Below are 14,049 nucleotides of genomic sequence, written 5' to 3'. Positions count from 1 at the left end.
GTAGGTAGTCTAGCAAAGGGATCCGGCTAGGGATGGATGGTTCCGTCGGGGAGGATCGCCCTTCTCAAGTCAGCGAATTGATCCCAGCCGGGACTTAGTTTTGCGCCCCATAGGTTTGCCCCCCTTAGGTTCGTGCCACCCAGCTTTGCTCCCCTCAGGTTGGCCTGGCTCAGGTTGGCCCCGCTCAGGTTGGCCCCGCTCAGGTCGGCCAGCCACAGGTTGGCCTCGCTCAGGTTGGCCCCGCTTAGGCCGGCCCTGCTCAAGTTGGCTCCCCTCAAGTCGGCCTGGCTCAGGTTGGCCCGCCACAGGTCGGCCCCGCTCAGGTCAGCCCAGCGGAAATCCCGCTCTCCCGCTTTATACCTTGCTCGGACATCTCCAACCTGTCGGAGGGGAAGGCGATGGGCCTTTGCCACCTGCACGTGCTGCGGATCCTCCGCTTCCAGCAGCGTCTCCCAAGCCGCAAACTGCACCTCCCAGTTGGGATCATTTTGCAGGGCGTGGATAACAAGCTCGGCCCCTCTGGATCCGTACTTCAGAGCACCCTTGATTGCTTGGATTCTCACCTTGGGATCCGGACTGTCTAGGGCTTGCTCAACGGCTACCAAGCCTCCCATGACTGGATCGGAGCCGGCCAATTGCTGCCCACCCAGAACGGGATCAAAGTTTTCCGCCATCCCTAACCTCAAGTTAACCTTCCAACTACCTGCTGCTGCATAAGGGTCTTTTGAGTTTGCAAATCTACTACCGTTACCCGCAAAGTTCGCCCAGCATCGACGGCAAAGGTGACCTGCAAACGATCCACTCCTACCTGCCCTGGGGGCTTGAGAGGAATGGAAAGCTGCTTGTGGCTCCCAAGGGGACGAAAGCTAGAAGCTGCGCTGCTGTTGCGAATCTGCATCCGACCGTCGGGACCGTAAACAACCTCGGTTGCCCCTTCCTCGGCCATCTCACCAACCACCAGGTTGATGTGGCTTTGTCCATTGGCGTTGGCCTGCAAGGGAGGCAGTTCCACCGTGGCAGGATAGGCCGTGCCGCTCTTAAAGAGAGGGAAAAAGTCGGGCGCCTGCAAATAGGGATTCCAGAGCCGCAGGGCGTAGGTATGGCGGAGATGATCTTGAAGGCGGGCAAACTGGGTGAAGGCCAGAGCACCGTGGGCCACTGCCTCAAACGGCTTGTGGTACTTAACCTTGTCGCGGCCAAAGAGGCTAATGACCTGATGCTGCACCCCTGGAATGAGGCTGGTGCCACCCACCAACACCACCTGGTGGATATCTCGTTTAGAGATCCCTTTGTTGTGGGCTTTCTCGATGACCTCATCGATGGCTTCTCTTAGCCGCGTCAGCAGGCCGCGCTCTTCCAACAGCTCCTGGAGTCGTTCGCGCTGAAGCATTAAAGTGTGGGTCTCAAAGGAGTCTTCATCCAGCCAGGCCTCGCTGGCCTGAGAATGGCTGGAGAGGCGGATCTTGAGCCGCTCGGCAACCTCGCACAGAACCTGGAAGCTGCTGGCCGGAACCTGGTGTCGCTTGCGGCCCAACTGCTCCAGCAGCCATTCGGCAATCCAGATATCGATATCGACGCCGCCACAGCCATAGGCCCGGTCAGTTTTGGCAATGACCTCAGCTCGGTAAGCAGTGCCCTGCTTTGGCTTCAAGATTTTGACCAAAGAGAGGTCGAGAGTTCCGCCCCCCAAATCGACCACCAAAATCAGGGATCCCGGTTCCTGCACCCCGTAGCCCAAAGCAGCCGCGGTGGACTCGTCGAGGAACACAACCTGTTGGATCCCTAGGAAGCCAAACACCTCTTGCAGGTTGTGCAAATAGGCCTCGTAGGCTCCCACCGGCACGGTCAAGATCACCTTATCGGGCTGCCAGCCCTCCGCCTTGAGTTTGGCAAGAAGCTGCTGCAGAAAGATCCGCGTGGCCTCTTGGGCTGTGTAGGCCTGTCCATCCACATAGGTTGGGGCCGGCTGGAATTGTTGAGAGAGATCCCGCTTAAAGCCTTTGAATAGGCGCTTGGGATCCCGTTTGGCTTGGGCAGGTGCCCCAATCAAAAATTGCTGGTTTTGGCCGACAAAGAGAACCGAGGGAATTAGAGGCGGGCTGCCGTCGTAGCGGTGGGTGATCCCTGGTATGTCGATCACAATGGGCTTTCGATTTTGATAGGCACAGACCACCGTATTGGAAGTGCCAAAATCAATAGCCAACGTCGTCATGCTGCCAAGGAAGGTAGAGTGCGACTGACTTTGGCTCGAACTAAAACTTGATCCCTAAGTCGATAGCCCACAAAGCGAACGTAGACCGGCTCGCCCGCCTGGATATCCTCCTCATCCGCCTCGTGGCTTTCTGGGTCATAGGCCACCTGTTGCCACACCTGGCCAATGGTTTCCAACTGCCAGTCTTCCAACAAGTTGCCCAGACAGTTCAGCAAAGCCAAGACTTGCTGGGCAGGGTAATCCGGTCGCCTCTGCACAACCTGCTGCAGGGTGGGGTATTGCATCAAAAGAGACTTGAGCTTTTCCACCAGTTCGGCGCGGATTTGATGGCGCAACTGCCCTTCCTGCTGTTCTAGCTCTTTGTGCAGCCGCTGCACTTCCTGAGCAGTTTCTGCAGGCTCCAATGCTAGCTCGATTCCGCTGAAATCTTGAATAAGGCTCGGCAAGGGCACTTGCAAAATGCTGGCCGCTCGATTGAGATCGGCTAACTTCAGCTTTTCGGCCTGGCCAGTTCTCAGGGCATTTAGGGCTCCTCGACTCAGTTTGGCCTTTTGTCGAAGCTCTCGCCAGGTTGAGATACCGGCAGCCTGCATGAGATTGCGCAGCAGGGTATCATGACTTTTCGTATCATGACTTTTCATTTCATCAGAGTTACGACTCCAAAATGGAATCCTAGCCAGAGTCTTTTGGATCCCTTTGGTTAAACCAGACAGGGGATCCAGAAAGGGGTTTGGGGCATTCATAAACGCTCTACCTGACGCTGGACACCTTCTTCTATGTCTATGACTGGGGCCTGGTCATATTCAGGCAACAGCTCCCTTTTTTGAACTGTGCCCAATGCCCTTTCTATTTCCTCAGTTAGGTCAAGGCAGCCCTTGCCTTTGACATTAAGCACGCGCTCAATCACGTTGCCATCTTTGTCGATGATGTATTCAACCTGTTGATATTCCGCCATAACGCCTCCTCAAGCCCAGCGCCCCAACACAATCCTGATCTGTCCTTTCTCGTCCACAGATTCCGACTCTACGGTAAACCCCTTCTCCACTGCCGTTGCAAGGAGCTGCTCGCGGGTGTAGGCTTGGCGGATTGGCGCTAAGAAAGCCTCAGCGGTGACTCCCGTTCCCCAAAAGTCGGCAATCATCTCCAGGCTGTCCCCCCGTTGGCGAAAGCCAATGTCGTAGCCGTTGCTGCGCCTGACCACAAGATCTGCCCGGACGCGGTTCCCTCCATACCCCCGGACATAAGTGTTTTCCAGAACCTCGTGACCTTGGGCAACCAAAATGCTTTTCAGGATCTCTTTATTTTTGAACTGAACCTTGATGCTGGTGAAGTGAGACACTGTGGGGATTCTCCTCAGAAGGACACGGCTTTATCCTAAAGCAGCTCTCTTGGATTAAAAAGTGTTTGCTAGGATACAAACCTGCGTGGCCCTAGCCAAAGAAATTGATGGAGCCAACCAAGAGTGTTTAGTTCTCCCTGTTCTTCTCGGCTGGGAGATACCGATTGGGATCCGACGTAGGAGGAGGAGGCAGTTGAGGGGTACTGGGGTAACCAAACCAGATGGTTGCCAAACCTTTGAACCAAAGGGAGAGCCAGATCCACTGCCACTGAAAATCAAGTTTTGCGCCTTCCAGGATGGCATTGTCTAGGTTGGATCCCTCCAAGTTGGCGTAGCTCAAATTGGCCTTCCTCAGATTGGCTTGGCTGAGGTTGGATCCTCCTAGATCCGCTCCAATGAGGCTGGCTCCACTTAGGTTTGCCCCGACCAGTTGCACCCCGTTGAGCTTGGCCCAATTCAAGTTAGCGCCGCTCAGGTCAACTCCACTCAAGTTTCTCTTGGAGGCTTGACCGTTGACGATCTCCCACACCAGACGCCACTTGGCCTCGATCTGGGTTGCAGGAGAAAGGATCACCCGCGGCAGACTGGCCAGCTCCAGATCTGCCCCCCTCAGGTCGGCGCCGCTGAGGTTGGCTCTGCCCAGATAGGCCCTACTCAGCTTGGCTCCGCTGAGATCGGCGTGGGTTAGGTTGGCCTCGCCCAGCTTGGCCCTCTTTAGATTGGCTTCATCTAGGCTGGCCTCGCTTAGATCTGCCCCAATCAAATAAGCCTGGCTTAGGTTAGCTCCACTGAGCCTTACCCCGCTGAGGTCTGCCCGGCTGAGGTTGGCCTTTCTCAAGTCCGCCTCTCTCAAGTCTGTTTGGCTCAGCTCCTGCGAAGGGGCGCCAGCATGGAAAATCATGAACCACCAGCTACTCTCCGGACTGGCCTCTACAGAAATCACCGTCCATCTCAAGCTAGGCAAGTTCAGGTCTGTCTTGCCCAGTTTGGCTTCGCTGAGGTCGGCCCCGATGAGGCTGGCCCCCCTTAGATCTGCGCCGTTGAGCTTAGCCCGTCTCAGCTTGGCTCCGACGAGGTTGGCTTGCGCCAACTTGGCCCCCACAAGCTTGGCCTTGGCTAGTTCGGCCTTGATCAAGCTGCTTCCACTGAGGTTGGCACCGCTTAGGTCTGCCCCGCTGAGATCCGCTTGGTTTAAGTTGGCCCCCCTCAGATCCGCCTGGCTTAGATTGGCTTTGCTCAACTCTGCCCACTGTAGGTCTACGCCGCAGAGGTTGGCCCCGCTCAGGTCGGCTCCCACCAAGTTCACGCCAGGGAGCCTGATCCCGCTTAGATTTGCCCAGCTCAAGTTGGCCCCGCTCAAGTCCGCCTGAGCTAGGTTTTTTCCCTGAGCGTGGCCGTTGACAATTTCCCAAACCAGCCGCCACTTGCGGTCTATTTGGGTTTCAGGGGAAAGGATAGCTCCCCGCAGGCTGGCCAGTTGCAGGCAAGCTGCGCTCAAATCGGCCCGACTGAGGTTGGCTCTCTCCAAGCTGGCCCACCGGAGGTCGGCTCCCTGGAGGTCGACTTCCTGCAAGTTGGCGCCGACAAGCCTTGCCCCCCTTAGGTCTGCTTGCGCCAAGTTGGCCCCCCGCAGGTCAGCCCAATCCAGGTTGGCCTCGCTCAAGTCCGCCTGAGCTAGGTTTTTTCCCTGAGCATGGCCATTGACAATTTCCCAGACCAGCCGCCACTTGCGGTCAATTTGCGTTTCGGGGGAAATGACGACCCACTTCAGGTTGGCGTCTGCCAGATTGGCTCCCTGCAAGTTGGCGCCAATGAGATTGGCCCCCATCAGATTAGCTCCCTTTAAGTTGGCTCCTCTCAGATCTGCGCCGCTGAGGTCTGCCTGGCTGAGGTTGGCTCCAATCAGGCTGGTGTGGCTTAGATTGACCTGGCTCAGCCTTGCCCGAACTAAACTGGCCCCGCTTAAGTCAAGCCCCCTTAGATCTAGCCGGCTAAGGTTGACCCTCCCCAGATCTGCCCAGCGAAAGTCCCGCTCGCCGGCTCGATATCTCTCTTCAGGGTTTCCAACTGGACGTAGGGGAACGGGATATCTTTTTGCTACTTGCACCAGTTGAGGGATGCCAGAGTTCAGTAGGGTTTTCCAAACCGCAAACTGCACTTCCCAATCCAGGGGTTGTAGCATTGTCTGTAGAAAAAGCTTTCTGCTTCTTTCGCCAAAACTTCCAATAGCTCCATTTCCGCTAACGAGATCCCCCCTTCTAGGAACCAACTGAATAACTTCTAAACTACCGGCAACTTGTCCGCCCTCGCTGATAGCCACGGCCCACCCCCTGTTGGCTAGCTTCGTCTCTATTTTTACCTTGACCCTGGAGAGGTCTCAAGTCAAACTTGAGGGGTTCTCCGCAGGAAGTCAGTCTTAATCGAGTCTTAAGATTGTCTAGAGCATTTCAAGCACGCCAGGCTTGAGAAGAGGAGTTCAAACCTGGAAAAGGGATCCCTTGTGCCAGACAATTGAATTGATGGTTATTTCAAACTCGATTAAGACGTTCTCTAGGCACTCCGCGCTGCCGGTGCGTTCGCGACTGCGTTGCGTAGCAGTAACAACATAACGAACCGTTTCAGCTACCCATGCCTCAGTCGGTCTGGGCCAGGGGATCCTGGCAACGCTCGCAGGCAGCAGGTAGATAAAGGGTGTCGCGGCGGCCAAACCACTCGTAGCGGTGATCCCGGATCTGGGCGTAGCCCCAGTCTCCCAAAAGCTTAAGGCCGGGGAGGTTGCGGTAGAGGGCCAGCCACAGGGATCCGCTGGGCAAGAGGGCGGCAATGTGTTCGACGGCGTCGGATCCCTGCCAGCGGCGCTCTGGCTGCTCCAGGTCGATCAGGATCATCCCCAGTTCCATCTGCTCGGGTGGGATCCCCCATTGGGCCAGGGTGGCCGTGTCTTGCATGGGGGCGTAGCGAAACTGCTGGCCGCGATCCAGTTGCTCTAAAAGCTTGACCCCATTGGCGCAAAGGTTGCACAGGCCGTCGTAGATGACCAGGTAGGGCATAGGGATCCTCAGGCAGGGGGCTGGGCCAAAATCCGGGCTTGGTAGTCGGCCTCGGAAAGCAGTTGCTGCGGCTGCCGATCCAGGAACAACCGGCCCAAGAGGTGATCGTATTCGTGCTGGAAGATGCGGGCCGGAAAGTCCCGCCAGACCACCTGCTGCCGCGATCCCGCAGGGGTGTAATACTCCACCTCCACCTCGCGGGCACGGGCCACCAAGCCGCGGCAGTTGGGCACGCTCAAGCAGCCCTCCCACCCCAACACCTGCTCGTCACTCAAGGCCAAGGGACGGGGGTTAATCATGACCAGGGGCTCCATCTGGGGTGCATCGGGATAGCGAGGGTTGGGACGGGAAGCCACGATGAGGATCTGGAGAGGGGATCCCACCTGGGGAGCGGCCAGACCCACCCCTTGCGCCTCTTTCAAGGTGGCCAGCATCTCTTCAAGTAGGTTTTGCAAAGCCGGCGTCCCAAACTCGGCGACCGGCTCAGCCACTTGAGTCAGGATGGGATCCCCCAGTTGTCGCAGGCGCAAGGTCATAGCGTGCTCTCAGACCCCCTCTGCAGACTCTCCAGCATTTGCTAGCGATCTTTGCGGCTGGCTGCCGTCTCCAAAGCCAGCTTGGAGCGCTTCAGCCCCTCAGGAATGGGGATGGGGTAGTGGCCGGTAAAGCAAGCCGAGCAAAAGGAATTGGGATCCCGACCTGTGGCGGCCAGCATGCCTTCCCAGCTCAAGTAGGCCAATGAGTCCACCCCAATCTTCTCAGCAATTTCTGCTACCGAATACTTGGCAGCAATCAACTGATCTTGGCTGTCGGTGTCAATGCCATAGAAGCAGGGATGGGTAACGGGGGGGCTGGAGATGCGCATGTGAACCTCCGTAGCTCCTGCCTGGCGCAGGGCTTTGACAATTTTCCGGCTGGTGGTGCCCCGCACAATCGAGTCGTCTACAATCACAATCCGCTTCCCCCGCAGCACATCTTCGAGAGGGTTGAGCTTCATGCGAATGCCCCGCTCCCGCATCGACTGGGTGGGCTGAATAAAGGTGCGGCCCACGTAGCGGTTTTTAATTAGCCCCTCGGTGTAGGGGATCCCCAACTGGCGGGCATAGCCAATGGCTGCCGGTGTGCCGGAATCAGGCACTGCTATTACCCAGTCAGCTTCCGCCGGGGCTTCTTTGGCCAGTTGTTCCCCCAGCCGCACGCGGTAGGAATAGAGGCTCTCTCCATGCATGCAACTGTCGGGGCGGGCAAAGTAGATCATCTCAAAGATGCACAGTTTGGGGTTGGCCTCCGCCCAGCGCAGAGATTGCAGCCCTTGACGGTCAATCCACACCAGCTCCCCCGGCTCCACCTGGCGCAGATAATCCGCCCCGATGATATCCAAAGCACAGGTTTCTGAGGCCAACACGTAGTGCAGTGGCTGGGCTTCTGGGTGGTTGAGCGTCCCGTTGCTGCAGAGGATCCCCAGCCTCTGCGGTTGCAGCAGCTCCTGTCTGGCGGGGTTGCTGCTCAAAAGCCCCAACACCAGCGGACGCACGCCGTAGGGATCCCGCGCCCCAATCAGGCCTTCTGGCGTGCCGATAACCAGACTGAAAGCCCCGCGGCAGCGGCGCAAGGCTTGACAGGTGGCTCCCACCCAGTCTTGACCTTGGTTCACTGCCTGGGCAATGGTGTGGGCAATACATTCCGAGTCGGTGCTACCGGTGAGGTGGCACTCGGCAGCTTCCAGTTCACGCCGTAGCTCTTCGGCATTGACCAAGTTCCCATTGTGAGCCAAAGCCAGCGGCCCCAAGCGGGTTTCCACAATCACCGGCTGGGCGTTGGCCATGCGGCTGGATCCCGTAGTGGAGTAGCGGGTGTGGCCTACTGCCAGATCGCCGCTGAGCTGGCCTAAGTTCACCTCGTCAAACACTTGGGAAACCAGCCCCATTGCCTTGTGCACTCGGCAAAAGGCCCCCTCAAAGGTGGCAATCCCCGCCGATTCCTGGCCGCGGTGCTGCAGGGCAAACAGCCCAAAGTAGGTCAGCTTGGCCACCTCCTCGCCGGGGGCCAAAATGCCGAACACGCCGCAGGCCTCTTTGGGCCCTTCCTGAGCTGGCGATGGTTCTGCTTCCACCTTTGCTGCCATGGATCCCCTCTTGCTGTGGCACTTATCAGTCTAACCCGAGCGCTCTTGAGATCTCACCGCCAAGGCGGATCCCATGCAGCAGGAACCACTCATAGTGTTTGCGAAAAGATGAGACTCTATCTATAGTGTTAGGAGGATCTGCGAGACTCGCCGTTAAGGGAGCAGGACTGTGCGGGTTTTCGAGTTGAACGCTGCCGAGACTCGGTTCTTCTAACAAACCCCCCAAGCTTGTGTTGTGAGGAGCCAAAGCCCATGAAACAGCCGTCCTCTGGATTCCGCCGCAGTTGGGCGCTAGCGGTCTCTTGGATGAAAGCCAGTGTAGCCGCCTTTCTGTCGTTGTCACTGGTGGCCTGCCAAGAAGATGGCCGGGAGCAACCCTCAGTTACCATTACTCCTGTGCCGGTAACGGTTGTGGCGCCAACACCCACTCCTTTTCTCGTCCCCAGTCCTGCCCCGACGCCTTTGCTCACCCCGACCCCCACTCCACTCTGGAATCCTTTCCCTAGTCCCAGTCCTTCCCCCACCGCATCTTTCTCAGCAGAGCCACCTTCGATTGCCGTGGTGGCCCTAACGGACGCCCGACAGACGGTGCCCTTCAATGTCTTGGTGGCCGTTACAACTCCTGCGGGTTTGGGCAGCGGCATTAGCTTCCGGGTGGAAATCCGACAGAACCCCCTCACCCTCACGTTTGATTTCACCGCCGCTGCCGCCGGCTGTCAGGTCAACAGCAGAACCTGCATCGGCACCCTTCCCATCACCATTCCGGCCTCTGCCCCCCCTGGAGATTACGAGGTTACGGCCATGGTAGCAGACAGCCAAGGCCGCATTGCCTCCGCCAAAGCCCCCTTGCGGGTACTGCCGACGCCCTCACCCACCCCAACACCAACCCCGACCGGCACGCCCAATCCTTTTCCCTCAGTGTCGCCTTCGCCCAGCCCTTCCCCTCGTCCCAGCCCTTCGTCCACACCAACGCCTAGCCCTAGGCCCACCTAACCATTCGCCAACCCCTGCAGGAGGCTTAGCCGGCTAGCATAGAGGTTAGGCCTGGCTCTGGATGGATTCCTGTCTTGATCCTGCTTGGGCCAAGGGGTTGCGGGCAGCAGGAGAATTCTGTAACAAGCTGCCAGGGTCAGCGCTCGGAAAGTGCCTTTCAACGCGCCAACAACCCCAACAGCTACTCCTTGGGTTCGGAGGATAACGATGCGCATTGCCCAGATTGCCCCGTTGCACGAGAGCGTGCCCCCCAAGCTCTACGGCGGTACGGAGCGGGTGGTTTCTTGGTTAACTGAAGAGCTGGTGCGACGTGGGCACGAGGTGACTCTATTTGCCAGCGGCGACTCCCAAACCCAAGCGCGTCTCATCCCTTTTCGGGAGCGGGCTTTGCGCTTGGATCCCACGGCTATTGACACGGTGGCTCCCCACATCCTGATGGTAGAGAAAGCCTTTCAGATGGCCGATGAGTTTGACATCATCCACGGCCACATTGACTACTACCCCTACGCCCTGGCCCGCCGCCACCCTGAAGTTTCTTTTTTGGCCACCCTGCACGGGCGGCTGGACATTCCGGAGCTGCAGCCGCTCTACACCGAGTTTCAGGACATCCCAGTGGTCTCCATCTCCAATGCCCAGCGGCGGCCCCTGCCCCAGGCGCGCTGGGTGGGGACGGTCTATCATGGCTTGCCCCTGAATCTGCACCGTTTCTATCCAGAAAAGGGAGATTACCTGGCTTTTCTGGGCCGGGTCTCGCCGGAGAAAGGGCTGGACACGGCCATTGAAATTGCCGCGCGGGCGGGGATGCCGCTGAAAGCTGCTATCAAAATTGACGCCGTGGATCGCCAGTACTATGAGTTAGAGATTAAGCCTTTGGCCAGGCGCCACCCCAATGTGGAGATTGTGGGGGAAATCACTGACCAAGAGAAGAGCGAGTTCTTGGGCAAGGCCTATGCGGTGCTGTTTCCCATCCGCTGGCCGGAACCCTTTGGGCTGGTAATGATTGAAGCGATGGCCTGTGGCACGCCGGTGATTGCCACTCGCTTTGGCTCGGTGCCAGAAGTGATGGCCGACCGCCGCTCCGGCTTTATTGTTGACTCGGTGGAGGAGGCAGTGGAGGCGCTGGAAAAGGTGGGATCCCTTGACCGAGCGGGGGTGCGGCAGGTGTTTGAGGAGCGGTTTAGCGTTGAGAGGATGGTGTCGGAGTACGAGGCTCTTTACAACCAATTGGTGAACGAACGGCAGGAGCGCTCGAAGAAAGCCACCCCCGGCCTGTCAACCCTGCCTAGGTAAAGCTGGGGCTATCTGGGGGCTACTGTTTTGCTCCTTTGGTTGGGTGGGAAGACGCAGATGGCCGAAGACATCATCCAGATTCAGGATCAGTACTACATCCGCGCCAGCGCTTCCTTGGTGGAGGCGCGTCCCCATGTCCTCAAGCAGGACAACTGCTTTGCTATTTTTGACCGCTTGGGCAACATGCGCCCCCTCGGCATCCGGGATCACGGCCTGTTTCGCGACGATACCCGCTTTTTGTCGCGGCTGGTCTTGGATTTGCAGGGGAAGCAGTTTCTGTTGCTTAGCTCGGAGGTGCGGGAAGACAAGGATATTCTGGCGGTGGATCTCACCAACCCCGAGTTCACCACCTCGGAGGGGCAGTTCATTGAGCAGGAGACGTTGCACGTCCTGCGCACCACTTTTTTATGGAACAACGTGGCCTATGAGCGGATCCGCCTTCACAACTACGGTTTGGAGACGCTCCGCGTGCCCCTTACCCTGCGCTTTGAGGCCGATTTTGCCGATATGTTTGAGATTCGCGGCATCCGGCGGACAAAGCGGGGACAACTGCTGCCGGCCCAGGTGAGCTCAGAAGGGGTAACCTTGCGCTACCGCGGCCTGGACGGGGTGGAGCGGCAAACCCGGATCCTGTTTTCCCCTCCTCCGGACGTGGTTTCGGAAAAGCTGGCGCAGTGGTGGGTGCCGCTGGCGCCGCAGGAGGAGCGGGATTTGGAGGTGAGGGTCGTCTGCAGCTACGGCGGCGAGGAGATCCCGCCTTTGACCTACCAGGAGGCGCTGCAGGCAGAGCGGGAGCAGCGGGCGGCGCTAAGAGCTTTGGCCCACCGCATCGATACCGGCAACGCCCAGTTTAACGAGTGGCTCAACGCCTCGCGGGACGACCTGGTGATGATGCTGGCCCGCACCCCCTATGGGCTCTATCCCCACGCCGGGGTGCCTTGGTTTGCCACGGTCTTTGGCCGCGACGCGCTAATCACCGCCTTGGCCACCCTCTGGTGGTTCCCCGACTTGGCCCGGGGGGTGTTGCTGTACCTGGCAGCCCACCAGGCGCAGGAGGTGGATCCCAGCCGCGATGCCGAGCCCGGCAAGATCCTGCACGAGCAGCGCTACAGTGAGATGGCCAAGACGCGCGAGATCCCCTTTGGCAATTATTTCGGCAGCATCGACGCCACTCCTTTGTTTGTGGTGCTAGCAGGGCGCTATGTGCGCCGCAGTGGGGATCTCGAGCTGTTGCGGCAGTTGTGGCCGAATATCGAGGCAGCTCTCCACTGGATGGACACCTACGGGGATCCCGACGGCGACGGCTTTTTGGAGTATGCCGGCAAGGCGCGGCGGGGCCTGCGCAACCAGGGCTGGAAAGACTCGGAAGATGCCATCTTCTATGCCGACGGATCCCTGGCCGAGCCACCCATAGCCCTGTGCGAGGTGCAGGGCTACGCCTACGAGGCCAAGCTGTTGGCGGCGGAGATGGCGGAGCTGTTGGGGCGGCACGAGCAAGCAGCGCAACTGCGCCAGCAGGCCCAGAAACTGCAGCAGCGGTTTTGGGAGCAGTTTTGGTGCGAGGAGCTGGGCGGCTATGTCCTAGCTTTGGACGGGCGCAAGCAGCCCTGCCGTGTGCGCAGCTCCAACATGGGCCACTGCCTGTTTTCCGGGATCGCCCACCCGCAGCATGCCGAGCGCATCGCGCGGCAACTTTTGGAGCCCGCTTTTTTCAGCGGCTGGGGCATCCGCACCCTGGCGGAAGGGGAAGGGCGCTACAACCCCATGTCCTACCACAACGGCTCCATTTGGCCCCACGACAACGCCCTGATTGCAGCAGGTTTGGCCCGCTATGGCTACAAGGCGGAGGCAGCCCAAGTATTGACGGCCCTGTTTGATGCCAGCCAGTTTCTGGAGCTGCGGCGGCTGCCGGAGCTGTTCTGTGGCTTTCGCCGGCGCCAGCGGGAAGGCCCCACCCTCTACCCGGTGGCCTGTCTGCCCCAGTCCTGGGCAGCGGCCAGTGTGTTCCTGCTGCTGCAAGCCTGCCTAGGCCTGGAGATCGACGGGCTGGCCCAGCAGGTGCGCCTCACCCAGCCCACCCTGCCCCTGTGGCTGCCCTATGTAACTCTTGAGAACATCCAGGTGGGGCGGGGATCCCTGGACATCGGCCTGTATCTCCAGGCAGGAGGGGTGGGGATCAACGTCCTCAGGAGCACGGGGGAGGTGGAGCTGACGGTGAGGTAGGCTACCGCTCCTGCAGCATGTCCTGGATGGAAAGCTGATCCAGGTTCCAGAGAGGGCCGAGGATGGGGCGGGGATCCACCCCTTGCAGGCGGTTGCGCAGGGCCGAGAGCACCAGGGGGTTGAAGGTGCCGATCTGGGGCAGTTGTTCCTGGATGATCACTTGAAAGCGGTCGTAGAGGGCCTTGCGCTTTTCAAAGTCCAGCTCCCGCACCCCCGCAATAAAGATGCGGTCGATCTCCCGCTCCCAATCGCTCACTTCCACTCCTTCGGCGGGATTGCCGGGCAGATCCCCCAGGTTAAACAGGTGCAGGCGGCCATCGCTGCGCCAAATGTTGGAGCCGTTGTTGGGCTCGGTGCCGCCGCCGCCAAAGCCCAGCAACAAGGTTTCCCAGTCGCGGCTGTCGGTGCGCTGCACCACCGTGTTGAAGGCAATGGGGGTGAAGTCAACGGTGATGCCGATCCGCGCCAGGTCGGCCTTGATCAGGGCGCCGGTGGCCTCCCGCTGGTTGTTGCCGGCGTTGGTGATGAGACTGAAGCGGACGCGGTTGCCGTCGGGATCCCGTAGGTGGCCTTCGGCGTCGTAGGTATAGCCGGCAGCCAAGAGCAGTTGCCGCGCCTTTTCGGGATCGTAGTCGTAGGTGGGCAGGCCCTCTGCCGGGCTGAGGTAAAAGGGGCTGGCGGGGGAGAAGACCGAGTGCTGGATCTCGCCCAGCCCCTGCAGGACGCTCTCGACGTAAAATTGCCGGTTCAGGGCGTGGGCCACCGCCCGGCGGAAGTTCAAATCGTTGAACCAGCGGCTTTTGACGGGATCCACAAA

At 59.2% G+C, this 14,049-nt stretch carries 13 protein-coding genes; 3 read left to right on the top strand and 10 right to left on the bottom strand.

The annotated features are described in order from the left end of the window. Window positions 1–26 precede the first annotated feature (26 nt). From NW845_RS03905 to purF, 9 genes are all read right to left on the bottom strand, one after another. On the bottom strand, window positions 27–674 hold the full coding sequence (locus NW845_RS03905; RefSeq protein ID WP_414376945.1) for a pentapeptide repeat-containing protein: 648 nt from the start codon (window positions 672–674) through the stop codon (window positions 27–29). Window positions 675–682: 8 nt separating this feature from the next. Beyond that, window positions 683–2,212, bottom strand: a complete 1,530-nt coding sequence (locus NW845_RS03900) for an Hsp70 family protein (RefSeq protein WP_414376943.1) — start codon at window positions 2,210–2,212, stop codon at window positions 683–685. Continuing rightward, complete coding sequence (locus NW845_RS03895; RefSeq protein ID WP_414376942.1) at window positions 2,209–2,853, bottom strand: helix-turn-helix domain-containing protein; 645 nt, start codon at window positions 2,851–2,853, stop codon at window positions 2,209–2,211. Before NW845_RS03895 ends, NW845_RS03900 begins: the two co-directional genes overlap by 4 nt. Before the next feature lie 98 nt (window positions 2,854–2,951). Further along, window positions 2,952–3,167: a DUF2997 domain-containing protein gene (locus tag NW845_RS03890; protein WP_414376940.1), complete on the bottom strand. Its 216-nt coding sequence runs from the start codon at window positions 3,165–3,167 to the stop codon at window positions 2,952–2,954. Window positions 3,168–3,176: 9 nt separating this feature from the next. After that, on the bottom strand, window positions 3,177–3,551 hold the full coding sequence (locus tag NW845_RS03885) for a DUF1257 domain-containing protein (protein WP_414376938.1): 375 nt from the start codon (window positions 3,549–3,551) through the stop codon (window positions 3,177–3,179). A 127-nt stretch (window positions 3,552–3,678) separates the two neighbouring features. Beyond that, complete coding sequence (locus NW845_RS03880; protein ID WP_414376937.1) at window positions 3,679–5,733, bottom strand: pentapeptide repeat-containing protein; 2,055 nt, start codon at window positions 5,731–5,733, stop codon at window positions 3,679–3,681. 451 nt (window positions 5,734–6,184) lie between these two features. Further along, complete coding sequence (locus NW845_RS03875; protein ID WP_414376935.1) at window positions 6,185–6,601, bottom strand: thiol-disulfide oxidoreductase DCC family protein; 417 nt, start codon at window positions 6,599–6,601, stop codon at window positions 6,185–6,187. Between the two features lie 8 nt (window positions 6,602–6,609). After that, entirely contained in the window at window positions 6,610–7,137 is a 528-nt protein-coding gene (gene def, locus NW845_RS03870) for a peptide deformylase (RefSeq protein WP_414376934.1), read from the bottom strand. A gap of 41 nt (window positions 7,138–7,178) precedes the next feature. Beyond that, on the bottom strand, window positions 7,179–8,726 hold the full coding sequence (gene purF / locus NW845_RS03865) for an amidophosphoribosyltransferase (RefSeq protein ID WP_414376932.1): 1,548 nt from the start codon (window positions 8,724–8,726) through the stop codon (window positions 7,179–7,181). Window positions 8,727–8,978: 252 nt separating this feature from the next. Here purF and NW845_RS03860 point away from each other — a divergent pair, with 252 nt between their 5' ends. From NW845_RS03860 to NW845_RS03850, 3 genes are all read left to right on the top strand, one after another. Beyond that, complete coding sequence (locus NW845_RS03860) at window positions 8,979–9,719, top strand: hypothetical protein (RefSeq protein ID WP_414376930.1); 741 nt, start codon at window positions 8,979–8,981, stop codon at window positions 9,717–9,719. Window positions 9,720–9,926: 207 nt separating this feature from the next. Then, entirely contained in the window at window positions 9,927–11,009 is a 1,083-nt protein-coding gene (locus NW845_RS03855) for a glycosyltransferase family 4 protein (RefSeq protein ID WP_414376928.1), read from the top strand. A 57-nt stretch (window positions 11,010–11,066) separates the two neighbouring features. Next, on the top strand, window positions 11,067–13,232 hold the full coding sequence (locus tag NW845_RS03850) for a glycogen debranching N-terminal domain-containing protein (RefSeq protein ID WP_414366104.1): 2,166 nt from the start codon (window positions 11,067–11,069) through the stop codon (window positions 13,230–13,232). Between the two features lies 1 nt (window position 13,233). Here the strand turns inward: NW845_RS03850 and NW845_RS03845 are convergent. Further along, window positions 13,234–14,049 (bottom strand): ABC transporter substrate-binding protein (locus tag NW845_RS03845; RefSeq protein WP_414376926.1); only part of this gene is annotated, 816 nt, incomplete at its 5' end.

Source organism: Synechococcus sp. H60.2 (assembly GCF_047462315.1).
Taxonomy (GTDB): Bacteria; Cyanobacteriota; Cyanobacteriia; order Thermostichales; family Thermostichaceae; genus Thermostichus.
This window is presented reverse-complemented; position numbering and strand designations above follow the sequence as displayed.